The organism is Gulbenkiania mobilis (genome assembly GCA_004346645.1).
Classification (GTDB): domain Bacteria; phylum Pseudomonadota; class Gammaproteobacteria; order Burkholderiales; family Chromobacteriaceae; genus Gulbenkiania; species Gulbenkiania mobilis.
Map to the genome: position 1 here is coordinate 113,305 of SMDA01000009.1, position 21,330 is coordinate 134,634.

23 protein-coding genes are annotated in these 21,330 nt (G+C 61.9%); 11 read left to right on the forward strand and 12 right to left on the reverse strand.

Annotated features, from left to right (window positions below; genetic code table 11):
- Window positions 1-10 precede the first annotated feature (10 nt).
- Window positions 11-757, reverse strand: coding sequence for a fumarate/nitrate reduction transcriptional regulator Fnr (gene fnr / locus EV669_RS12595; protein WP_054284799.1), 747 nt, complete (start codon window positions 755-757; stop codon window positions 11-13).
- 108 nt (window positions 758-865) lie between these two features.
- Here fnr and hemN point away from each other — a divergent pair, with 108 nt between their 5' ends.
- Complete coding sequence (gene hemN / locus EV669_RS12600) at window positions 866-2,272, forward strand: oxygen-independent coproporphyrinogen III oxidase (protein ID WP_054284798.1); 1,407 nt, start codon at window positions 866-868, stop codon at window positions 2,270-2,272.
- A gap of 99 nt (window positions 2,273-2,371) precedes the next feature.
- On the opposite strand, the gene EV669_RS12605 is transcribed toward hemN, so the two are convergent.
- Window positions 2,372-3,784, reverse strand: a complete 1,413-nt coding sequence (locus tag EV669_RS12605) for an alanine/glycine:cation symporter family protein (protein ID WP_055434478.1) — start codon at window positions 3,782-3,784, stop codon at window positions 2,372-2,374.
- Window positions 3,785-4,038: 254 nt separating this feature from the next.
- Here EV669_RS12605 and EV669_RS12610 point away from each other — a divergent pair, with 254 nt between their 5' ends.
- Window positions 4,039-4,314 (forward strand): hypothetical protein, encoded by a 276-nt coding sequence (locus EV669_RS12610; RefSeq protein WP_054284796.1) that lies wholly within the window; start codon window positions 4,039-4,041, stop codon window positions 4,312-4,314.
- A gap of 72 nt (window positions 4,315-4,386) precedes the next feature.
- Here EV669_RS12610 and udk read toward each other — a convergent pair whose 3' ends face one another.
- The 10 genes from udk to iscR all read right to left on the reverse strand — a co-directional run bounded on the left by udk (window position 4,387) and on the right by iscR (window position 11,495).
- Complete coding sequence (gene udk / locus EV669_RS12615; RefSeq protein ID WP_055434479.1) at window positions 4,387-5,001, reverse strand: uridine kinase; 615 nt, start codon at window positions 4,999-5,001, stop codon at window positions 4,387-4,389.
- 76 nt (window positions 5,002-5,077) lie between these two features.
- The gene (locus tag EV669_RS12620) at window positions 5,078-5,716 is read right to left on the reverse strand and encodes a glutathione S-transferase family protein (protein ID WP_054284794.1); all 639 of its coding nucleotides are present in this window, start codon (window positions 5,714-5,716) and stop codon (window positions 5,078-5,080) included.
- A 119-nt stretch (window positions 5,717-5,835) separates the two neighbouring features.
- On the reverse strand, window positions 5,836-6,030 hold the full coding sequence (gene iscX, locus EV669_RS12625) for a Fe-S cluster assembly protein IscX (protein WP_054284793.1): 195 nt from the start codon (window positions 6,028-6,030) through the stop codon (window positions 5,836-5,838).
- Between the two features lie 23 nt (window positions 6,031-6,053).
- Window positions 6,054-6,395, reverse strand: a complete 342-nt coding sequence (fdx, locus tag EV669_RS12630; RefSeq protein WP_054284792.1) for an ISC system 2Fe-2S type ferredoxin — start codon at window positions 6,393-6,395, stop codon at window positions 6,054-6,056.
- Window positions 6,396-6,424: 29 nt separating this feature from the next.
- The gene (gene hscA, locus EV669_RS12635; RefSeq protein ID WP_055434480.1) at window positions 6,425-8,287 is read right to left on the reverse strand and encodes a Fe-S protein assembly chaperone HscA; all 1,863 of its coding nucleotides are present in this window, start codon (window positions 8,285-8,287) and stop codon (window positions 6,425-6,427) included.
- A 69-nt stretch (window positions 8,288-8,356) separates the two neighbouring features.
- Window positions 8,357-8,890, reverse strand: coding sequence for a Fe-S protein assembly co-chaperone HscB (gene hscB, locus EV669_RS12640; RefSeq protein ID WP_055434481.1), 534 nt, complete (start codon window positions 8,888-8,890; stop codon window positions 8,357-8,359).
- Window positions 8,891-8,936: 46 nt separating this feature from the next.
- Window positions 8,937-9,260 (reverse strand): iron-sulfur cluster assembly protein IscA, encoded by a 324-nt coding sequence (iscA, locus tag EV669_RS12645; protein WP_054284789.1) that lies wholly within the window; start codon window positions 9,258-9,260, stop codon window positions 8,937-8,939.
- Window positions 9,261-9,315: 55 nt separating this feature from the next.
- Window positions 9,316-9,702: a Fe-S cluster assembly scaffold IscU gene (gene iscU / locus EV669_RS12650; RefSeq protein WP_054284949.1), complete on the reverse strand. Its 387-nt coding sequence runs from the start codon at window positions 9,700-9,702 to the stop codon at window positions 9,316-9,318.
- A gap of 63 nt (window positions 9,703-9,765) precedes the next feature.
- Entirely contained in the window at window positions 9,766-10,980 is a 1,215-nt protein-coding gene (locus EV669_RS12655; protein WP_054284788.1) for an IscS subfamily cysteine desulfurase, read from the reverse strand.
- Between the two features lie 29 nt (window positions 10,981-11,009).
- Window positions 11,010-11,495, reverse strand: a complete 486-nt coding sequence (gene iscR, locus EV669_RS12660) for a Fe-S cluster assembly transcriptional regulator IscR (protein ID WP_132098870.1) — start codon at window positions 11,493-11,495, stop codon at window positions 11,010-11,012.
- Between the two features lie 257 nt (window positions 11,496-11,752).
- Between iscR and EV669_RS12665 the strand changes: the two genes are divergently transcribed.
- From EV669_RS12665 to trxA, 9 genes are all read left to right on the forward strand, one after another.
- Window positions 11,753-12,874 (forward strand): beta-ketoacyl-ACP synthase III, encoded by a 1,122-nt coding sequence (locus EV669_RS12665; RefSeq protein ID WP_054284786.1) that lies wholly within the window; start codon window positions 11,753-11,755, stop codon window positions 12,872-12,874.
- A 156-nt stretch (window positions 12,875-13,030) separates the two neighbouring features.
- Entirely contained in the window at window positions 13,031-14,623 is a 1,593-nt protein-coding gene (locus tag EV669_RS12670; RefSeq protein ID WP_054284785.1) for an ABC transporter substrate-binding protein, read from the forward strand.
- Window positions 14,624-15,008: 385 nt separating this feature from the next.
- Entirely contained in the window at window positions 15,009-16,037 is a 1,029-nt protein-coding gene (locus EV669_RS12675; protein WP_054284784.1) for an ABC transporter permease subunit, read from the forward strand.
- 13 nt (window positions 16,038-16,050) lie between these two features.
- Window positions 16,051-16,974, forward strand: a complete 924-nt coding sequence (locus EV669_RS12680; protein ID WP_054284783.1) for an ABC transporter permease subunit — start codon at window positions 16,051-16,053, stop codon at window positions 16,972-16,974.
- Window positions 16,975-16,983: 9 nt separating this feature from the next.
- Window positions 16,984-17,955 carry an ABC transporter ATP-binding protein gene (locus EV669_RS12685; RefSeq protein WP_054284782.1) on the forward strand — a complete coding sequence of 324 codons (972 nt, stop codon included), beginning with the start codon at window positions 16,984-16,986 and terminating at the stop codon, window positions 17,953-17,955.
- The gene (locus EV669_RS12690; protein ID WP_054284781.1) at window positions 17,955-18,926 is read left to right on the forward strand and encodes a peptide ABC transporter ATP-binding protein; all 972 of its coding nucleotides are present in this window, start codon (window positions 17,955-17,957) and stop codon (window positions 18,924-18,926) included. The genes EV669_RS12685 and EV669_RS12690 overlap by 1 nt, the downstream gene beginning before the upstream one ends.
- A gap of 160 nt (window positions 18,927-19,086) precedes the next feature.
- Window positions 19,087-19,587, forward strand: a complete 501-nt coding sequence (gene coaD / locus EV669_RS12695; RefSeq protein ID WP_132098871.1) for a pantetheine-phosphate adenylyltransferase — start codon at window positions 19,087-19,089, stop codon at window positions 19,585-19,587.
- 112 nt (window positions 19,588-19,699) lie between these two features.
- Entirely contained in the window at window positions 19,700-20,644 is a 945-nt protein-coding gene (locus EV669_RS12700; protein ID WP_055434490.1) for a class I SAM-dependent methyltransferase, read from the forward strand.
- Between the two features lie 92 nt (window positions 20,645-20,736).
- A complete protein-coding gene (gene trxA, locus EV669_RS12705; RefSeq protein WP_054284780.1) occupies window positions 20,737-21,102 on the forward strand; it encodes a thioredoxin in 366 nt (121 codons plus the stop codon).
- The last annotated feature ends 228 nt before the right edge of the window (window positions 21,103-21,330 follow it).

Genomic DNA, 21,330 nt, shown 5'->3' on the forward strand with positions numbered 1-21,330 from the left:
GAATGCGTGTTCAGACACCGTGCGCATGCGCGCAACCTGCGATCAGTGCTTTGAGTTCCTCCGGCTTGATCAGCTGGATGTGCTTGTGATCCACCACCAGCCAGCCCTGCTGCTGGAACTTCGACAGCGTGCGGCTGACGGTTTCCAGTTTGAGGCCAAGGAAGCTGCCGATCTCCTCGCGGCTCATGCGCAGAATAAAGTCGTTGGCAGCAAAACCGCGCGAGGCCAGGCGCTGCGACAGGTTGAGCAGGAAGGCAGCCAAGCGCTCCTCGGCTTTCATGTTGCCCAGAAGCAGCATCACGTTCTGATCGCGCACAATCTCCCGGCTCATCAGTCGGTAGAAGTGATGCTGCAGGCTCGGGATCTCGCGGCTGAGACCTTCCATGCGGCCGAACGGCAGTTCGCAGACCTCGCTGTCCTCCAGCGCGATGGCGTCGCAGCCGTGCACATTGGAGGAAATGCCGTCCAGGCCCATCAGTTCGCCGGACATCAGGAAGCCGGTGACCTGCTCGCGGCCATCCTGGCTGGCCACCGACGTCTTGAAGACCCCAGTGCGCACGGCGTAGAGCGACTTGAAAGACTCGCCGCTGCGGAAGAGGTACTCTCCCCGCTTGAGCCGCCGGCTCTGGCGGATCACCGCGTCAAGCTGCGACATTTCGTCTCGGTTGAGCCCGATGGGGAGGCACAGTTCCCGCAAGCTGCAATTGGAGCAGGAGACCTTTAGTGCGTGAAACGGGGTGTGGTGGTGTTCAGACATACCGTTTTGGGCAACCTTGTAAATAAGCTTGACTCTTATCAAAGCAGGGAAAGCTAGATTTTAGCAAATTTATCAGCCCACCCATGCATTCCCAAATGTACCCGCAAAATGACCCCCACCCAAACCTTTTCGCCTGCCCGCTTCGAGTTTGATCGCGACCTGATCGAACGGCTGGATGGCTCCGGGCCCCGCTATACCTCCTACCCGACTGCCGACCGCTTCACGCCGGCCTTTGATGAAGGCCAATACCTGCATTGGTTGCGCCAGCGGTCCATCGGGGCGAATAGCAAGCCTATATCATTATATGTTCATGTACCGTTTTGCAACACTGTTTGTTATTACTGCGGTTGCAACAAGATCATCACCAAGGACACTTCGCGCGCCGACACCTATCTGGACTATCTGGAAAAGGAAATCGCGCTGGTGTCCGATGCCTTGGGCCATCGTGAGAAAGTAATCCAGCTGCATTTCGGCGGCGGCACCCCCACCTTCCTGTCCGATGCCCAACTGACCCGGCTCATGGAGATGTTGCGTGCACGGTTCGACTTTCTGCCTGAAGGCGAGTTCTCGATCGAGATCGATCCGCGTAAGGTGGGGCGCGAGACGGTGTTCCATCTGGCCAGCCTGGGCTTCAACCGCATGAGCGTGGGCGTGCAGGATTTCGAGCCTGCGGTGCAGCAGGCGGTCAACCGTATCCAGAGCGAGGAAGAGACGCTGACGGTGATCCAGGCTGCGCGCGACGCCGGCTTCCGCTCGGTAAGTGTGGACTTGATCTACGGCCTGCCGCTGCAGACCACCGCGTCGGTGGCGCGCACGGTCGACAAGGTGATCGCAATGTCGCCGGACCGCATCGCGCTCTACAATTATGCGCACCTGCCCACGGTATTCATGCCGCAGCGTCGCATCAACGAAGCGGATCTGCCCACTCCGCAGGTGAAGCTGGACATCCTGCAGAATTCGGTCGAACAGCTCTCGGCGGCGGGCTACGTTTTCATCGGCATGGACCACTTCGCTAAGCCGGACGATGACCTGACCCGTGCGCTGGAGCAGGGGCGGCTGCAACGCAACTTCCAGGGCTACTCCACCCATGCAGACTGCGACATGATCGGCCTGGGCGTTTCCTCCATCGGCAAGGTAGGCCCCTGTTATGCACAAAGCCAGAAGGACATCGAGCTCTATTACCAGGCCCTGGATGCGGGCCATCTACCGGTGATGCGTGGGCTGACGCTCGACAGTGACGACATCCTGCGGCGTAGCGTCATCCAAGCGCTGATGTGCCGCTTCGCGTTGTCCACCGAGGCGATTGAGGAAGTCTTCAACATCAACTTCGCCGAGTATTTCGCAGAAGAGCTGCCCCGGCTGCGGGCCTTGCAGCAGGAAGGACTGCTGACCTTCGACGGGGATTTCCTAATGGTGGAGCCCAAGGGGCGCTTCCTGATCCGTAACATCGCCATGATCTTCGATCGCCACCTGCGCGAGCGTGAGACGCGCGCCCGTTACTCCAAGACGATCTGATCCACGCTTCGGCCAACCTTCCGACCCGGCCGGGCGTCATGGAAAAAGCCGCAGCTCTTTCGAGCGTGCGGCTTTTTTATGGCGCGTCAGACTGGCGTCTTACCAGGCGTCGCGGCCGACCTTCTGGGCCAGGTCCGGGTAGCGGCCGATATCGAACACCGGCTCCTTGACCCCGGCTTTGAGCTGTTGCTCATAGTCGCGGCGCAGGACGAACACGTAGCGGGACAGGAGCAGGATGGCGGCCAGATTGATGAGCGCCATCAGGCCCATCGATAGGTCGGCCATGTCCCACACCAGGGGCAGGCTGCCCACCGAGCCGAAGAACACCATGCCCAGCACCATCAGACGGAACACCAGCAGTACCCCCTTGCTGTTACGGATGAACTCCACGTTGCCCTCGGCGTAGGCATAGTTGCCGATAATGGACGAGTAGGCGAACAGGAAGACCGCAACGGCCAGGAAATCGCCTCCCCAGCTGCCAATGTGCGCTTCAAGCGCCTTCTGCGTCAGCTGGACACCGTTCAGGCCCGATTCGTGCACACCGGAAAGCAGAATCAGCGCAGCGGTGCAGGAACAGATCACCAGCGTGTCGATGAAAACGCCGAACATCTGCATGATGCCTTGCGTGGCCGGATGACGGGTGGTGGCGGTGGCGGCTGCGTTGGGCGCCGAGCCCATGCCGGCCTCGTTGGAGAATAGGCCGCGCTTGATGCCGAGCATCATGGCCTGGCTTACGGCATAGCCCGCCAGCCCCCCCGCCGCCTGCTGAAGGCCGAAGGCGCTTTTCACGATCAGCATTAGCACACCCGGTAGTTCGGTCAGGTGCATCACCAGCACATACAGCGTCAGCAGGATGTAGATCAGTGCCATCACCGGCACCATCCACTCGGCCACCCGGGCCACCGAACGGATACCGCCGAAGATGATCGGCGCGGTCAGCACCACCAGAGCGAGGCCCACGATGTTTTTATCCCAGCCCCAGGCGCCTTCTGTGGCTGCCACGATGGAGTTGGCCTGCACCGCGTTGAATACCAGGCCGAATGCCAGGATCAGGCACAGCGCGAAAATAATGCCCAGCCAGCGTTGGCCGAGGCCGCGCTGAATGTAGTAGGCCGGGCCACCACGGTAGGTGTTGTCGTGGTGGCTGACCTTGAAGAGCTGGGCTAGCGAGGATTCGGCAAAGGCGCTCGACATGCCAAGCAGAGCTGTCAGCCACATCCAGAACACCGCGCCGGGGCCGCCGGTGGCGATAGCAATGGCGACGCCGGCAATGTTGCCGGTGCCCACACGGCTGGCAAGTCCGGTGGCAAAGGCCTGGAAAGGAGAAATGTCGGAGGCGTCCCCATGGCGACGGCCACCGACCATCTCCGTCCAGCCCCGTCCCAGTAGGCGCAGCTGCAGGAAACCGGTGCGCAGGGTGAAATACAGTCCGGTACCGATCAGGAGGTAGATCAGGATCTGCCCCCAGATGAGGTCATTGCCTGCGTTGATGAAGGCATGTAATGCGGTCATGGTATCTCTCTAGTTGTTGGGCGCCTCAAGGGCGAAGGCGAGGATACTAAAGGACGGGTTTGGTTTCGCTGGTGCTGATGACGCTTGCGTGTCGCCAATTCTTAAGAACAGTTCGCTTGAAAGCAAGATGGGAGGGCTTGAATGGGAGGGAGATCTCTTGCATCAAGAGTGATCAGGAGTAACACAAATCTAATTGATAATTAATATCAATAAGGATAGAGTAGGGGCATCGCTAACCTAACGGAGGGCATGTCATGCTGATCATGGCTTTTCTGCTGACGGGATTGAGTCTGGTGCTGGCACTGCTGGCCTTGCCGGTACCATGGCTTGGACTGGCGCGGCCCGAACGCTGGCTGTGCCTGCAGGTAGCGGCCCTTCTGGGCGGTCTGGCCCTGCTTGCTTGGGCACAAGCCTGGCCGGTGGCTGTGGTTTGGCTGTCTGGTGCGCTGTGGCTGGCAGTGGGGGTGGCGGTGATGCCGTTTGTGCTGATGCTGTTCCTGTTGCCGCCGCCTGCGGACGTGGCCGCCTGACGCGGTCGGGTCGCAGCATGCAACAAGGGCGCCGAGGCGCCCTTGTCCGTTGTGGGTGGCTGTGGCCCGCGATCAGCCCATAAGGTTGGCGACCCGGGCGGTAATCATTTCGATGGCAGGGTCGTTGCAGCCTTGCGGGAGGATCACGTCGGCAAACCGCTTGGTTGGCTCGATGAACTGCACGTGCATGGGCCGCACAGTGGTGAGGTACTGGTCGACCACGCTTTCCAAGGTGCGGCCCCGCTCCGCGATGTCGCGCATCAGCCGGCGTATGAAGCGGACGTCCGGGTCGGTATCCACGAAAATCTTCAGCGACATCATGTCGCGTAGCGCGGCGTCATACAGTGGAAACAACCCTTCGATGACGATGACTGGCGCCGGCACTACCGGCACGGTGCGACTGTCGCGGGTGTGGTTGGCGAAGTCGTACACCGGCATGTCGATCGGAACGCCGTTGCGCAGGTCGTCCACATGCTGAATCAGCAGCGGCCAGTCGAAGGCATGCGGATGATCGTAGTTGGTGAGCAGGCGTTGTTCGAAGGTGAGGTGACTCTGGTCCCGGTAATAATAGTCCTGGACGATGACGGCCGCCTTGTCCTCGCCAATGGTTTCCAGCACCTTGCGCGTCACCGTGGTCTTGCCGCTGCCGCTGCCGCCGGCCACGCCGATGATGAACGGTGTGGTCATGTCCTCACCCCGAAACGAAAAACGCGCCATTCTAAAGATTTGTGGCAGCTGCGGCCACGGTTTTTCGCAACTGCCTTCATGCGCTGGCCGGCTGCGTCTCGCTGCGCGCGGCCTTTGCCCAGTCTTGCATCGCCGGCAGACCGAGCAGGGTGTGCTGATAAGCTTGGGCCAGTCCGTCCAGCGTCACGCCATAGCTGGCAAAACGGAAGGCGACCGGGGCGAAGAAGGCATCAGCGATGGTGAAATGGCCAAACAGGAAGGGGCCGTCAGCAAGGTGGCCGCTGCGCAGGTCCTCCCACAGCGTGGCAATGCGGCGGATGTCGGCCTCACACGCCGCACTGCGTGGCTGAGCAGGCGCACTGCGGCATACATCCATGGGCAGTTCACTGCGCAGCGCGCCAAAACCCGCATGCATTTCCGCCACCACCGAGCGTGCCAGTGCGCGCCGAGGCGTTTCGTCCGGCCACAGCCGGGCAGCAGGAAAGCACTCGGCCAGGTATTCGCAGATGGCAAGGCTGTCCCAGATGCGCAACTGGCGATCGAACAGGACCGGAACCTTGGCCGAAGGGCTGAGCGACTGCAGCCGCTCGGTGGTGTCTGCCTGATAAAGCGGGACGAGGTGTTCCTCGAAGGGCTCGTCCAGCATCCGCAGCACAAGCCAAGGACGCAGCGACCACGACGAGAAATTCTTGCTTCCGATGAGCAGCTTGAACATGACCATGCTCCGTGAAGGAAAGAGATGCGGTCATTTAGCCGCAAAGCCGGGGCAGGGGCAAGCGCGCAAAAGCCCGGGCTGTTCGGGCTCCGGGCTGTTGCAGGTGGATGGGCTGGTACTTAGTCGGCCTCGTCGATCCAGGCCTGCTGGATGGCTTCCAGGATCTTCTCGCCGCAGCGGTTCGGATCATCCTCGAAACCGGGCAGCGCCATCACCCAGGCGCGCAGCTCTGTGAACCGGACGGTGGCAGGGTCGGTATCCGGCTGGCTATCGTAAAGGGCAGCGGCGATCTCGTGAATGTCGGTCCATTTCATGGGGGTCTCCTTCGGCCAACCTGTCAGTGGTTCTCGCGGGCGTGGTTGATAGTGTAGCGCGGGATCTCGATCACCAGATCGGTGCTGTCCACCACGGCCTGGCAGGACAGGCGCGACTGCGCCTCCAGCCCCCATGCCATATCCAGCATGTCCTCTTCCAGCTCGTCCGCCTCGTTGAGGGAGTCGCCGCCCTCACGCACTACCACGTGACAGGTGGTACAGGCACAGGACATCTCGCACGCATGCTCGATCTCGATATGGTGATCGAGCAGCACCTGGCAGATGCTCTTGCCGGGTTCGGCATCCTCGATGACGGCCCCTTCCGGGCACAGGTCGGCATGCGGCAGCACGATGATACGTGGCATGAAATCTTTCCTCGTGATGGCGGGCCCCGTTACAGGTTCCCGATGTTCTGGCCCTTAAGGGCGCGCTGGACGTTGCGGTCCATGCGCCGGGCGGCAAAGGTTTCAGTCGCGCGGTTGAGGGCAGCGCTGGCTTCGTTGACGGCGCGGGTTTCCTGACGGGCAATCGCTGTGGCTACCGCCGCCAAGGCGGTCTCCACCTGCTGGCGCTCTTCGGGGGCCAAGAGGTCGCCGTCGCTGGTCAGCGCGTTGCGGGTGGCCTCGGCCAGGCTTTCTGCATCCACGATGGCCTCCCTCAGCTTGCGCGCCTCGATGTCGGTGGTGACATGGGCCAGGGAATCCGTGAGCATGCGCGAGATCTCGTCATCGGTCAGGCCATAGGAAGGCTTGACCGCGATGCTGGCCTCCACGCCGGAGCCCTGTTCACGTGCAGACACCGACAGCAGCCCATCGGCGTCCACCTGGAAGGTGATACGAATGCGGGCTGCGCCGGCCACCATCGGCGGAATGCCGGAGAGGACGAAGCGGGCCAGCGAGCGGCAGTCGTTCACCAGCTCGCGCTCGCCCTGCACCACATGGATGGACATGGCGGTCTGTCCATCCTTGAAGGTGGTGAAGTCCTGCGCACGGGCAATCGGCAGCGTGCTGTTGCGGGGGATGATTTTCTCGGTGAGCCCGCCCATGGTTTCGATGCCGAGCGAGAGCGGAATCACGTCCAGCAGCAACCAGTCGTCGGTCTGCTTGTTGCCGGCCAGCACGTTGGCTTGGATGGCGGCACCCAGTGCCACCACTTTGTCTGGGTCCAGATTGGTCAGCGGCGTTTGGCCGAAGAAATCGCCCACCGCCTTTTGTACATGCGGCATCCGGGTGGCGCCGCCTACCATCACCACGCCCTTCACCTCCTCGGGGCGGATGCGCGCGTCGCGCAGGGCCTTACGTACCGGCATCAGGGTCTTTTCCACCAGCGTGCGGGTGATGTCGTGCAAGGTCGCCTGGGTCATCGATAGGTCGACCGCCTGGCCGTCGGACAGCAGCACGGTGATGCGTGTCTCGCCATGCTCCGTCAGGGCCTCCTTGGCCTCGCGGGCACGGGTGAGCAGCAGTCTGCTGTCCTGAGGCGAAATGCCCGACAGCCCGGCCTCCTGCAGGATCCAGCAGTACACGCGGTGGTCGAAGTCGTCCCCGCCCAAGGCAGAGTCGCCGCTGGTGGAGAGGACCTCAAACACCCCCCGCGTCAGGCGCAGCACCGACACGTCCAGCGTGCCGCCTCCCAAGTCGTAGACGACGTAGACGCCTTCCACTCCGTTGTCGAGGCCATAGGCAATCGCCGCCGCCGTTGGTTCATTCAGGAGGCGCAGCACATTCAGGCCTGCCAGGCGGGCTGCATCCTTGGTGGCTTGGCGCTGGGCGTCATCGAAGTAGGCGGGTACGGTGATCACGGCCCCGGTCAGCTCGCCGCCCAGGCTTTCCTCGGCACGCGCTTTAAGTGTTCGCAGGATCTCGGCCGATACCTCCACCGGGCTCTTCACCCCCGCACGCGTCACCAGCTGCACCATGCCGGGGGCATCCACAAAACGGTAGGGCTGGGTGGCGGTATCTGACAAGTCCGCCAGACCGCGTCCCATGAAGCGCTTGACCGACACCACGGTGTTGGCCGGGTCGCGGCTCTGCTCGGCTTGTGCGTCGTAACCGACGCTGACGCTCCCTCCGGCATCAAGGTAGCGCACCACCGAAGGCAGCAGCGACCGCCCCTGCGTATCGGGCAGGACGGTGGCGGTGCCGCTGCGCACCGTGGCCACCAGCGAATTGGTGGTGCCCAGATCGATGCCAACGGCCAGCCGATGCTGGTGGGGGGCGGCGGAGAGACCGGGTTCGGCGATTTGCAGGAGAGCCATAGTTGTCAGTCAGACCAGTAAAAGGCGGCCCCGGCGGGCCGCATGTTGAGGTGTCCGGCGCACACGGATTCAGAACAGCAGGGCCTCGATGGCGTCACCCGCTTCCTGTTCCAGCTTCTCCAGAAAGCGCAGCTTGCGCACCAGTAGCGCCGCGGTGACGGTGTCAGACCGGTCGTCCAGCGCCTCGGCCAGTTCGGCTTCATAGCCGCGCCGTTCACGCGCTAGGTTGGCCGAAACCTCCTCCAGCGCGCCCACATCCCGCGCTGCCCGGGCATCCCCCACCGCTTCACGCCACTCCATCTGAGCCATCAGGAAGTCCGGGGGCATGCTGGTGTTGGTCTCTTCCTGGGTGTCTACGCCGGCCAGCGACAGCAGGTAACGGGCTCGGGCCAGCGGCGCCCGCAGCGTGCGATAGGCTTCGTTGACCCGGGTGGCCATCATCAGCGCCAAGCGCTTCTCGGCATCGCCGGCGTGGGCGTAACGGTCGGGGTGAACTTCGGACGCTACCTTGCGGTAGGCAGTGTCGAGTGCGGCATCGTCCAGACGGAAGCGTCGTGGCAGGCCGAAAAGGGCGAAGTGGTCCTGGTTGAAGTCGGCGTTCATCGTGTGCTGGCCAGAAGAAGGGCGTGCGCGGTGGCACGCCCGGAGTTCAGACATTGAAGCTTTCGCCGCAGCCGCACTCGTTCTTCACATTCGGGTTGTTGAACTTGAAGCCTTCGTTGAGGCCTTCCTTGGTGTAGTCAAGTTCGGTGCCGTCAAGGTAAGCGAGACTCTTGGCATCGGTGTACACCTTGACGCCGTAGCTTTCGAACACCACGTCGTCGTCACTGCTGGCATCGACGAACTCCAGCTTGTAGGCCATGCCGGAACACCCGGACGTTTTCACGCCTAGGCGGATGCCCAGTCCCTTGCCGCGCTTGGCGATGAAGTTCTCGATATGGCGGGCGGCACTTTCACTCAGGGTAATAGCCATGATTGCTCCTAGCTGTCTTGCTATGGGCCGGCCGCTTGCGGCCGACCCCTCACCGTCAGGATTGGCCGTGCTTCTGCTTGTAGTCGGCCACGGCTGCCTTGATGGCATCCTCGGCCAGGATCGAGCAGTGGATCTTCACCGGCGGCAGGGCCAGTTCCTCGGCGATGGTGGTGTTCTTGATCTGTAGGGCCTCGTCGAGCGTCTTGCCCTTCACCCATTCGGTGACGAGCGAGGACGAGGCGATCGCCGAGCCACAGCCATAGGTCTTGAACTTGGCGTCTTCGATCACGCCGTTCTCACCCACCTTGATCTGCAGCTTCATCACGTCGCCACAGGCCGGAGCGCCGACCATGCCGGTGCCCACGCTCTCGTCACCCTTTTCGAAGGCTCCCACGTTGCGCGGGTTCTCGTAGTGGTCCAGTACCTTGTCGCTGTATGCCATTTTCTTGCTCCTGCGGGCTTCGGCCAACCGGGCCGGCCCATCAAACAGATTCTGTGAGGCGGATCAGTGGGCGGCCCACTGCACCGCATTGAGGTCCACGCCGTCCTTGTACATTTCCCACAGCGGCGAGAGTTCGCGCAGCTTGCCGATCTTCTCGCGGATCAGCTGCACCGCGTAGTCGATCTCTGCCTCGGTGGTGAAGCGGCCGATGGTGAAGCGGATCGAGCTGTGAGCCAGCTCGTCGTTACGACCCAGTGCACGCAGCACGTACGAGGGCTCCAGGCTGGCCGAAGTACAGGCCGAACCGGACGACACGGCCAGATCCTTCACGGCCATGATCAGGCTCTCGCCTTCCACGAAGTTGAAGCTGACGTTCAGGTTGTGCGGAATGCGGGCCTCGATATCGCCGTTGATGTAGACCTCTTCCATGTCCTTGATGCCGTTCCAGAGGCGGTCGCGCAGCATGCGGATGCGCTCGTTCTCAGCGGCCATTTCTTCGCGGGCGATGCGGAAAGCCTCACCCATACCCACGATCTGGTGCGTAGCCAGCGTGCCGGAACGGAAACCCCGTTCGTGGCCCCCACCATGCATCTGTGCCTCCAGGCGCACGCGCGGCTTGCGGCGCACATAAAGGGCGCCGATGCCCTTGGGGCCATATGTCTTGTGGGCCGAAAAGCTCATCAGGTCCACCTTCAGCTTTTCCAGGTCGATCTCGACCTTGCCGGTGGCCTGCGCCGCGTCCACATGGAACACAATCCCTTTTTCACGGCAGATCTCGCCGATCTGCGGAATGTCCTGGATCACGCCGATCTCGTTGTTCACGTACATGACCGACACCAGGATGGTGTCCGGACGCAGGGCTGCCTTGAAGGCGTCCATGTCGATCAGACCGTTTTCCTTCACGCCCAGGTAGGTCACCTCAAAGCCTTGACGCTCCAGCTCGCGGCACGGATCCAGCACGGCCTTGTGCTCGGTCTTCACAGTAATGATGTGCTTGCCGCGGGACTTGTAGAACTGTACGGCTCCCTTGATCGCCAGGTTGTCCGACTCGGTGGCGCCCGAGGTCCAGATGATTTCCTTGGGATCGCAGTTCACCAGGCGGGCCACTTCCGCGCGGGCGTTCTCGACCGCTTCTTCCGCCACCCAGCCAAACGAGTGGCTGCGGCTGGCGGGGTTGCCGAACAGCTCGGTCAGGTAGGGGATCATCTTCTCCGCGACACGCGGGTCCACCGGTGTGGTGGCGGAGTAGTCCAGATAGATCGGCAGCTTGAGGCTCATTGGTGTTCTCCAGATAGGCTTAACCGGCGTCAGGCGGCGCTGGTGGTCAGCGGGGTGGCCTGGTTGCGGCGCACGGGGCCGCGCTTGTCCTCGACGACGGCACATTCCTTGGCCTGCTGTTTCTCGACCAGGTCGGCGAGGCTCACCTTGGACAGGTAGTCAAAGATGGTGGCGTTCAACGCCGTCCACAGGTCGTGTGTCATGCAGCGGTTGTTGTCGTGGCAGTTTTCCTTGCCACCGCACTGGGTGGCATCCACCGGCTCGTCGACGGCGGTGATGATGGCTGCCACCGAGATCTCGGCAGGAGTGCGCGCCAGCGTGTAGCCGCCGCCCGGGCCGCGTACACTTTCCACCAGCTCGGCGCGGCGCAGTTTGCCGAAGAGTTGCTCCAGGTACGACAGGGAGATGCCCTGGCGTTCGCTGATGCCGGCCAGCGTAACCGGACCGTTGGACTCGCGCATCGCCAGGTCCAGCATGGCGGTGACCGCGAAACGGCCTTTGGTGGTGAGGCGCATGGTTTAATGACTCCCTTGGGTGGTTCCGAGAGATTATACCTAATTTCCGACTAATTTAGTCAAGTATAGCGTGTGAGAGTTTCGAGCATGCGCTATGCCAGCAAAGCCGAGTATTTTACTCGGTTTATGCCGTTTGTTGGATTGATTTCTTTACAGCCACGTGAAAGCGTTGGTGTATTATCCGGGCAAACGATTGTTCGGATCCCACGACTCCGCTTCGGCCGACCCTCACGGACGGGGCGGTGGAGACCTTCATAATGCAAAAAGTCGTCATCAGCGGCACCGGCCTCTTCACGCCGCCCCATGCCGTGACCAACCAGCAGCTGGTTGCCGCCTTCAATGAATACGTTCACCGCTACAACGAAGCCAACCGGGCCCGCATCGACGCCGGCGAGGTCGAACCTCTGGCCGAGTCCAGCAGCGAGTTCATTGAGAAGGCATCCGGCATCAAGCAGCGTTACCTGATGGATGCCGAAGGCGTCCTCGATCCGGAGCGGATGGCGCCCAATCTGCCCGAGCGTCCCGACGAGGTCCTTTCGCTGCAGGCGGAAATGGCCGTGCACGCCGCCCGTGAAGCTTTGGAGCGGGCAGGGCGCAGCCCCGACGACATCGACATGGTGATCGTTGCCTGCTCCAACCTTCAGCGTGCGTATCCGGCCGTTTCCATCGAGGTGCAGCAGGCTCTGGGCATCCACGGCTTTGCCTTTGACATGAATGTCGCCTGTTCCTCGGCCACTTTTGGTATCCAGACCGCGGTCAACGCCATCCAGACGGGACAGGCGCGCGCGGTGCTGATGGTCAATCCGGAAATCTGTTCGGCCCACCTTAACTTCCGCGACCGGGACAGCCACTTCATCTTTGGCGATGCTTGCACCGCCATGGTGCTGGAGCGGGCCGACGCGGCCGTGTCTGGCGATGCATTCGAGATCCTTGGCTGCCGGTTGGCCACGGTGTTCTCCAACAACATCCGCAACAATTTCGGATTCCTCAACCGGTGTGACCCTTCCGGTATCGGTGCCCCGGACAAGCTGTTCGTTCAGCAAGGCCGCAAGGTCTTCAAGGAAGTGTGCCCGATGGTGGGCGAGCACATCGTCTCGCACCTCGAGGCCTCTGGCATCGCACCGGACGACGTCAGCCGCTTCTGGCTGCACCAGGCCAACTTGGCAATGAACCACCTCATCGCCAAGCGCGTGCTAGGCCGAGAAGCGTCGGCCGAAGAAGCTCCGGTCATTCTGGACCGGTACGCCAACACCAGTTCGGCCGGCTCGATCATTGCCTTCCATCTCTATCACGCTGACATGAAACCGGGGCAGATCGGGGTCATCTCCTCCTTTGGTGCCGGGTATTCCGTGGGCTCGGTGGTCGTGCGTCGCGTATAAGCCCGTTTGTGGCTCTGCACCATCATAAAAAAGACCGATAAAGCTGCCCCGGCGCTTGTCAAAGCGCCGAGGGCTGCATAATGTATCCGCCATGGGTGCCTCCGGCGCCCTCGGATAAGCCAAGAAGAAGAGACTACTCTAGGAGAAAGAAACGTCATGCAAGCTACCAAGAAACTGCTGCTCGCCGCCGGGCTCGTGGCCGGCGTTTCCATGGCACACGCTGCCAGCACCCTCATCTACTGCTCCGAAGCCAGCCCCGAAGGTTTCGACAACGCGCAGTACACGGGTGGCAACACCTTTGATGCGTCCGGTCACGCGATCTTCAGCCGTCTGGTCGAGTTCGAGCAGGGTTCCACCCGCGCAGTGCCCGGTCTGGCCGAGTCCTGGAGTGCCTCGCCGGATGGCAAAACCTACACCTTCAAGCTGCGCAAGGGTGTGAAGTTCCACACCACCGACTTCTTCAAGCCCACCCGCGAGTTCAATGCCGATGACGTGGTATTCACGTTCATGCGCATGATCGACAAGAACCACCCCTTCCGCAAAGCGTACAACGTAGAATTCCCGTACGCGTCGGACACCGGTCTGGATTCCAACATCACCTCCGTCGAGAAGGTTGACCCGTACACCGTGCGTTTCAACCTCAAGGAGCCGGATGCCGACCTGATCATCAAGATCGCCATGCCCTTCGCCTCCATCCTGTCGGCCGAATTCGGCGACAAGCTGCTCAAGGAAGGCAAGGCCAGCCAGATCAACCAACTGCCCGTAGGCACCGGCCCGTTCATCTTCAAGCGTTACCAGAAGGATGCCCAGATCCGGTACGTGGCCAACAAGGATTACTGGAAGAAGGGCGCCGTGAAGGTAGACAACCTCGTGTTCGCCATCACCACCGACCCGTCGGTGCGCTACCAGAAGATGAAGGCCGGCGAATGCCACATCATGTCCTACCCGCGTCCGACCGACCTGGCCGCGATGAAGACCGACCCGGCCCTCAAGATGATGAGCTCCCAGGGCTTCAACATCGGCTATCTCTCCTACAACGTCGAGAAACCGCAGCTGAAGAAGCTGGAAGTGCGTCAGGCGCTGGACATGGCCATCAACCGCAAGGCCATCATTGACGCGGTGTACCAGGGTCAGGGCCAGGAAGCGGCCAACCCGATGCCGCCGACCCTGTGGTCCTACGACAAATCGCTGAAGAACGCGCCGTACGATGTAGCCAAGGCCAAGGCTCTGCTGGCCAAGGCTGGCTATCCGAACGGCTTCGACATCACCCTGTGGGCGATGCCGGTGCAGCGTCCCTACAACCCGAATGCCAAGCTGATGGCCGAGATGATCCAGTCCGACTGGGCCAAGATCGGGGTGCGCGCCAAGATCGTTTCGTACGAATGGGGTGAATACCTCAAGCGCATGAAGAACGGCGAGCACGATGCCGGCCTGGTGGGCTGGACTGGCGACTACGCCAGTCCGGATAACTTCCTCGGCGTACTGCTGACCTGCGAGGCCGTGGGTGGCTCGAACTACTCGCGCTTCTGCAACAAGGAGTTCGACAGTGCCGTGCTGGCTGCGCGCAAGACCAACAACCAGGCCGAGCGCACCAAGCTGTACACCAAGGCTCAGCAGATCTTCAAGCGCGAGATGCCGTGGACCACGATTGCCCACTCGGTCGTCAACCAGCCGATGCGCAAGGAAGTGAACGGCTTCAAGATCAGCCCGTTCGGGGACTACACCTTCCAGAACGTCAGCGTCAAATAAGGCCTTGAGCCACTAGAAAAGGTGCGCGGGGGCCACGGCCCCCGACGCATTTGCAGGCCCCTTCGGCCAACCTGTCCTGTTGGCAGGTTGGCCGAAGCATGGCCGATGACTCTCCGGACCGATACGGAACAAGACAGAAAGACGCGAGGGCGGCCAAGGTTGATCTTGGTCAAACGCCCGCCGCCGTGCCGCTGATATTGTTCGCCTTGCCGTGGCGGCGATGCAGCTGGTATAGGTGGGTGGTTCAGTTGCGGGGTCGCTGCCCGGCGCCTTCTCCTCGTTTTTCCGTCGTACTTCCTTCGTTCTTCCGGACAGTCTCTCGATACAGGGTTTCGATCAGCGCCCTACTGCGCATGCAGTCTGGCGATTGGGAGATGTACGACTCATGCTGTCTTTTATCCTTCGCCGTCTCAGTGTCCAGATTCCCACGTTTCTCGGACTGACGCTGCTTACCTTCACGCTGATCCGGCTGATTCCGGGCGACCCCATCGAGGTAATGGTGGGCGAGCGCACGCTGGACCCGCAAATGCACGCCGAGGCGATGCACCGCCTGGGCCTGGACAAGCCGCTCTATCAGCAATATTTCGACTACCTGAGCAACCTCCTGCATGGTGATCTGGGCCTTTCGCTCGTCACCAAGGAGAGCGTCTGGAGTGAGTTCACGACGCTGTTTCCGGCGACGCTGGAGCTGGCGATCGCGGCCATGCTGTTCGCTTCGGTGTTCGGCCTCCTTGCGGGTGTGATTGCTGCCATCCGGCGCGGGTCGGTGTTCGATCACGGCGTGATGGGCATTTCGCTTACCGGTTTCTCCATGCCGATCTTCTGGTGGGGCCTGATCCTCATCATGTTCTTCTCGGTCCAGCTGGGCTGGACGCCGGTTTCGGGGCGCCTGGACCTGGCCTACGACGTGCAGCCGGTCACCGGCTTCATGCTGATCGACACCTGGCTGGCCGAAGCCGCCGATCCGGAGCTGAATGCCGGGGCCTTCCGTGACGCGTTGATGCATCTCATCCTGCCTGCCGTGGTGCTGGGCACGATTCCGCTGGCGGTTATTGCCCGGATGACGCGCTCCTCAATGCTGGAGGTGCTGCGCGAAGACTACGTGCGAACCGCGCGCGCCAAGGGGCTGTCGCCTGCCCGTGTGATTTTCATCCACACCCTGCGCAATGCACTGATCCCGGTACTGACCGTGATGGGCCTGCAGATCGGTACGCTGATGGGCGGGGCTGTGCTGACCGAGACCATCTTTTCCTGGCCCGGCATCGGCAAATGGCTGATCGATGCCATCGCGCGCCGCGACTATCCGGTGGTGCAGAACGGCATCCTCATCGTGGCCACGCTGGTGATCGTCACCAACTTCGTCGTCGACATCCTGTACGGCATCGCCAACCCGCGCATCCGTCACGCCAAGTAAGGACTTCTGCTGCATGGCAACTACCAACAACCTCAAGGCGGCCGCTGCCGAAGAGCAGGCAGCGCTGGCCTTTCCTTCGCCGATGAAGGAATTCTGGCAAGGCTTTTCGCACAACCGTGGTGCGGTCATCGGCCTCGTATTCATGACCATTGTTGTCTTCTGTGCGCTGTTTGCCCCTTGGGTGGCCCCGTACGATCCGATCGAGCAGTACCGCGAGCATATGCTGACGCCGCCTGCTTGGGCCGACGGCGGCATGAGCCAGTACCTGCTCGGCACCGACGAGCTGGGTCGCGACATTCTGTCGCGCCTGATCCACGGCGCGCGCCTCTCGCTGATGATCGGCCTGATGTCGGTGCTGATGGCGATGATCCCCGGTGTCATCCTGGGCCTGGTGGCCGCCTTCTTCCCACGTGTGGTGGGATCGCTGATCATGCGCCTGATGGACATCATGATGGCCCTGCCGTCGCTGCTCCTTGCCGTGGCCATCATGGCCATCCTTGGGCCCGGTCTGATCAATGCGATGATCGCGATCGCCGTGGTGGCCCTGCCGGCCTACGTGCGCCTGACGCGTGCCTCGGCGATGTCCGAGCTCAACCGCGACTACGTCACCGCCAGCCGCGTGGCCGGCGCCGGCACGCTGCGGCTGATGTTCGTCACCGTGTTGCCCAACTGCATGGCGCCGCTGATCGTGCACGCCACAATGAGCTTCTCCTCAGCCATTCTCGAGGCCGCTGCACTGGGCTTCCTGGGTCTGGGCGTGCAGCCTCCGACGCCCGAGTGGGGCACGATGCTGGCCAGTGCGCGCGACTACATCGAACGAGCGTGGTGGGTGGTGACGCTGCCAGGCCTGACCATCCTGCTGTCGGTGCTGGCGATCAACCTGATGGGTGACGGGCTGCGCGATGCGCTCGACCCGAAACTGAAGCGTGCGGCCTGAGGGAACATCATGAGTCTTTTGGATATACACAACCTCTCCGTGCACTTCGGTTCGGAGAAGCATCCGTTTGCCGCCGTGGATGGCCTGGACCTGACGGTGAACCAGGGCGAGATCGTCGGCATCGTCGGTGAATCCGGCTCCGGCAAGTCGGTCACCATGATGGCAATGATGGGTCTGCTGGAAGGGCAGGGGCGCATCCTGGCCGATCGCCTGGACTTTGACGGCAAGAACCTGCTGACGATCAGTGGCCGTGAACGCCGCCGCATCGTTGGCAAGGACATCGCCATGATCTTCCAGGACCCGATGACCTCGCTCAACCCGAGCTATACCGTTGGCTACCAGATCCGCGAAGTCCTGGCCCTGCATCAAGGGCTGCGCGGTGCGGCGCTCAACCGTCGCGCCCTGGAACTGATGGAGATGGTGGAGATCCCTGCAGCCAAGAGCCGTCTGGAGGCTTACCCGCACCAACTGTCGGGCGGTATGAGCCAGCGGGTGGTGATCGCGATGGCGATTGCATGCAATCCCAAGCTGCTGATCGCCGACGAACCCACCACCGCTCTGGACGTAACCATCCAGGCGCAGATCATGGAACTCTTGGTCAACCTTCAGCAGAGCCAGAACATGGCGCTGATCATGATCACGCATGATCTGGCTGTGGTGGCGGAGGTCGCGCACCGCGTAGCAGTGATGTATGCCGGTCAGGTGGTGGAGACCGGTCCTGTGGAGGCGCTGTTCCGGCATCCAGCTCACCCCTATACCGAAGCACTGCTGGCCTCGATCCCCGAGCACAGCAAGGGCGCCGAGCGGCTGTCCACGTTGCCCGGCATCGTGCCCGGTCATTACGACCGCCCACGCGGATGCCTGCTGTCGCCGCGCTGTCCGTACGTGCAGGAGGTCTGTCGTGCCGACCGGCCCGCGCTGCTGCAGCATGGCGCCACCGCCGCCCGCTGTCATTTCCCGCTCGTTGCCAAGGAGGCCTGATGTCCACGGTTCTTTCAGCCCGGGATCTGGCCCGGTATTACGAAGTGTCGCAGGGGTTCATGAAGCCCAAGGCAACGGTGAAGGCGCTCAACGGCGTGTCGTTCGACCTCGAGGCCGGGCGTACGCTGGCTGTGGTGGGCGAGTCCGGCTGCGGCAAGAGCACGCTGGCACGTCAGCTGACACTGGTAGAGGCGCCTTCGGCAGGCTCGCTGATGCTCGACGGGGTTGATGTGACGCATGGCGTCCAGAAGGATGTGAAGGCCCTGCGCGCCAAGGTGCAGATGGTGTTCCAGAACCCGTATGCCTCACTGAACCCACGCCAGAAGATCGGCGCCCAGCTGGGTGAGCCCTTGCTTATCAACACCACCCTCTCCGCAGCGGAGCGCGAGGAAAAGGTCAAGGCGATGATGGCGCGCGTGGGGCTGCGTCCCGAACACTACTACCGCTATCCGCACATGTTCTCCGGCGGGCAGCGGCAGCGCATTGCCATCGCCCGCGCCATGATGCTCAATCCCAAGATTGTCGTGGCCGACGAGCCGACCTCGGCACTGGATGTCTCGATCCAGGCGCAGGTACTTAACCTGTTCATGGATCTGCAGGACGAGCTGCGGACAGCCTACGTCTTCATCAGCCACAACCTGGCAGTGGTGGAACACGTGGCTGATGACGTGATGGTGATGTACCTGGGCCGGGCGGTGGAGATCGGCAGCAAGGCATCCATCTACAGCCGTCCTCTGCATCCCTATACCCGTGCGCTGCTGTCGGCCACCCCGTCCATCCATCCGGAAGACCGCCAGATCAAGATCAAGATCCAGGGGGAGCTGCCCAGTCCGCTCAATCCCCCGTCCGGCTGTACCTTCCACAAGCGTTGCCCATACGCGGTCGACCGCTGCAAGGCAGAGGTGCCCGAGCTGCGTCCGCTGGAAGGGCAGCAGGTGGCCTGCCACCGGGCGGAGGAGATCGCTCTCTAAATCCGTCTTCGGCCAACCCCGCTTGGCCGAAGCGCTGCGTCTTCCCACACACCCCGCTGCGGCGGGGTGTTTTACTGCGTTGCAACATGTTGTGCTTGTCCCGGGGGCGTGCGCACGTTACATTCCGCCTTGCCAACCAGTACAGAAGGGGTTCCACACTTTGAAGCGCGCTGTCTATGCCGGAAGTTTCGACCCGGTTACCAACGGTCACCTGTGGATGATCCGCGAAGCGGTCGAGCTGTTCGACGAGCTGATCGTGGCCATCGGGGTCAACCCGGAAAAGCGCTGCACCTTCAGCGTGGATGAACGGGCCGAAATGCTGCGGGCCGTCACCCGCGGCTTCAACAAGCTGCGGGTCGAGGTGTTCGAGAACCAGTTTCTGGTCAACTACGCCCAGAAGATCGGGGCCAACTACATCGTGCGCGGTATCCGCACCGCCAGCGACTACGAGTATGAGCGCACCATGCGTTACATCAACTCGGACCTCCATCCCGACATCACCACCGTGTTCCTGCTGCCGCCGCGTGAATACGCCGAGGTCTCTTCCACGATGGTGAAGGGCCTGGTCGGCCCGCGTGGCTGGGAGCAGGTTATTCGCCAGTACGTACCCGAGCCTGTATACCGGAAGCTGGTGGCGATGTATCCGGACAGCCTGGTCTAAGGCGCCCTCCCGCCTCACAATGCATGCGCCGGCCTAGGCCGGCGTCGTCGTTTCCCGTCCGGTGCCTTCGGCCAACCTGCTGGTCGCCGCACCTCTCCTGCAAGGATTCCGCATGGCAGACTACGCCGCTTTTGCCAACCGTCTGGGCAAGAACTTCAAGCATTACAGCAAGTGGGCGCGTCGTCAGGGCCTAGAAGCCTGGCGCGCCTACGATCGTGACATTCCGCAGTTCCCGGTCGCGGTAGATCTCTACGGCGAGCGGGCCCATGTCCAGGAATACGACACCGGCTGGGACATCAGCGATGAGGCGCACGCCGCTTGGGTGGCGGGCCTGTTGCAAACGGTTTGTGCCGTTACAGGCGTGCCGGTGGAAAGCATTGCCTTCAAGACCCGTAGGCGTCAGAAAGGCGTCAGTCAGTACGAAAAAACAGGCCAGACCGGCGAGGACTTCGTCGTCGGCGAATTTGGCCAGCGCTTCATCGTCAACCTTGATGCCTATCTCGATACTGGCCTATTTCTCGATCACCGCAACACCCGTCGTCGCGTGCGTGACGAGGCCGCCGGCAAGCGTTTCCTCAACCTGTTCGCCTATACCGGCAGCTTTACCGTGTACGCCGGTGCCGGCGGAGCGTCCTACTCTGAAACGGTGGATCTTTCCAATACCTATCAGGACTGGGCCCGCCGCAATTTCGAACTCAACGGTCTGGACTTGGCACGGCACCATTTGATCCGTGCCGATGTCTTCCAGTATCTCGAAGACAGTGTGGCAGCTGGCAAGTGCTTCGACCTCATCGTCATGGATCCCCCCACCTTTTCCAATTCCAAGAAGATGCGCGACGTGCTCGACGTCCAGCGTGACCACGGCTGGTTGGTAGAGCAGGCCATGTATTTGCTGGCACCCGAAGGCACACTCTACTTTTCCAACAATCTGCGCAGCTTTGAGCTGGAGCCGCTGCTGATCGAAACCTTCCATGTGGAGGACATCAGCGCACAGTCGGTGCCCGAGGATTTCCGCAACCGCAAGATCCATCAGTGCTGGCGCATTCGTCACAGCTGAACGGTCAAGCTTGCAAAAACAGCCCGGCGCACCCAGTTCAATCGCATGGCCGACCAGCATCGGGCTGACGGCACCAATGAAAGGACCCCGCCATGGCCACCCATGATGTGACAGCCGAAACCTTCAACGATACCGTGGACCGTGACGGCATCGTCATTCTCGACTTCTGGGCCCCTTGGTGCGGGCCGTGCAAGAGTTTCGGTCCGGTCTTCCAGGCCGCCTCCGAAAAGCACGCCGACATCGTCTTCGCCAAAATCAACACCGAAGAGGAGCAGGCATTGGCCGGACACTTCGGCATCCGCTCCATTCCCACCCTCATGGTCCTGCGCGACCGTATCATGGTCTTCAATCAGGCCGGTGCGCTCTCCGGGACTCAGTTCGAACAGCTGATCAGCGCCGTACGCGAGCTGGACATGGACAAGATCCGCGCCGATCTGGCCGAACAGGACGCAAGCTGACCGACCACCAGATACCCAGATAAAAGGGCTGGTCATCCGGCCCTTTTTCATTTGTCTGCTCGTGCTTGCCCCGCACCGTACGGGGCATCGGCAATATTTTCTGCAAATGGGGGTTGACGGTGTTTTGAGGGGCGGGTATAGTTCGCTTCCTCTGCTGAGCGCAACGGCGCCGGCCTGATCTTTGACAGTTTAGAACAACCGATAGGTGTGAGTGGTTTGCGAGAGCAA

Coding starts and splice junctions, on each gene's coding strand:
- EV669_RS12610 (WP_054284796.1), top strand. CDS start 4,039: ATGCTGATCATGGCTTTTCTGCTGACGGGATTGAGTCTGGTGCTGGCA.
- EV669_RS12670 (WP_054284785.1), top strand. CDS start 13,031: ATGCAAGCTACCAAGAAACTGCTGCTCGCCGCCGGGCTCGTGGCCGGC.
- EV669_RS12700 (WP_055434490.1), top strand. CDS start 19,700: ATGGCAGACTACGCCGCTTTTGCCAACCGTCTGGGCAAGAACTTCAAG.
- EV669_RS12665 (WP_054284786.1), top strand. CDS start 11,753: ATGCAAAAAGTCGTCATCAGCGGCACCGGCCTCTTCACGCCGCCCCAT.
- udk (WP_055434479.1), bottom strand. CDS start 5,001: ATGACCACACCGTTCATCATCGGCGTGGCCGGCGGCAGCGGCAGCGGC.
- hemN (WP_054284798.1), top strand. CDS start 866: ATGACCCCCACCCAAACCTTTTCGCCTGCCCGCTTCGAGTTTGATCGC.
- EV669_RS12620 (WP_054284794.1), bottom strand. CDS start 5,716: ATGTTCAAGCTGCTCATCGGAAGCAAGAATTTCTCGTCGTGGTCGCTG.
- iscU (WP_054284949.1), bottom strand. CDS start 9,702: ATGGCATACAGCGACAAGGTACTGGACCACTACGAGAACCCGCGCAAC.
- EV669_RS12690 (WP_054284781.1), top strand. CDS start 17,955: ATGTCCACGGTTCTTTCAGCCCGGGATCTGGCCCGGTATTACGAAGTG.
- EV669_RS12605 (WP_055434478.1), bottom strand. CDS start 3,784: ATGACCGCATTACATGCCTTCATCAACGCAGGCAATGACCTCATCTGG.
- EV669_RS12655 (WP_054284788.1), bottom strand. CDS start 10,980: ATGAGCCTCAAGCTGCCGATCTATCTGGACTACTCCGCCACCACACCG.
- iscA (WP_054284789.1), bottom strand. CDS start 9,260: ATGGCTATTACCCTGAGTGAAAGTGCCGCCCGCCATATCGAGAACTTC.
- iscR (WP_132098870.1), bottom strand. CDS start 11,495: ATGCGCCTCACCACCAAAGGCCGTTTCGCGGTCACCGCCATGCTGGAC.
- EV669_RS12685 (WP_054284782.1), top strand. CDS start 16,984: ATGAGTCTTTTGGATATACACAACCTCTCCGTGCACTTCGGTTCGGAG.
- EV669_RS12680 (WP_054284783.1), top strand. CDS start 16,051: ATGGCAACTACCAACAACCTCAAGGCGGCCGCTGCCGAAGAGCAGGCA.
- hscA (WP_055434480.1), bottom strand. CDS start 8,287: ATGGCTCTCCTGCAAATCGCCGAACCCGGTCTCTCCGCCGCCCCCCAC.
- fnr (WP_054284799.1), bottom strand. CDS start 757: ATGTCTGAACACCACCACACCCCGTTTCACGCACTAAAGGTCTCCTGC.
- fdx (WP_054284792.1), bottom strand. CDS start 6,395: ATGCCACGTATCATCGTGCTGCCGCATGCCGACCTGTGCCCGGAAGGG.
- iscX (WP_054284793.1), bottom strand. CDS start 6,030: ATGAAATGGACCGACATTCACGAGATCGCCGCTGCCCTTTACGATAGC.
- trxA (WP_054284780.1), top strand. CDS start 20,737: ATGGCCACCCATGATGTGACAGCCGAAACCTTCAACGATACCGTGGAC.
- EV669_RS12675 (WP_054284784.1), top strand. CDS start 15,009: ATGCTGTCTTTTATCCTTCGCCGTCTCAGTGTCCAGATTCCCACGTTT.
- hscB (WP_055434481.1), bottom strand. CDS start 8,890: ATGAACGCCGACTTCAACCAGGACCACTTCGCCCTTTTCGGCCTGCCA.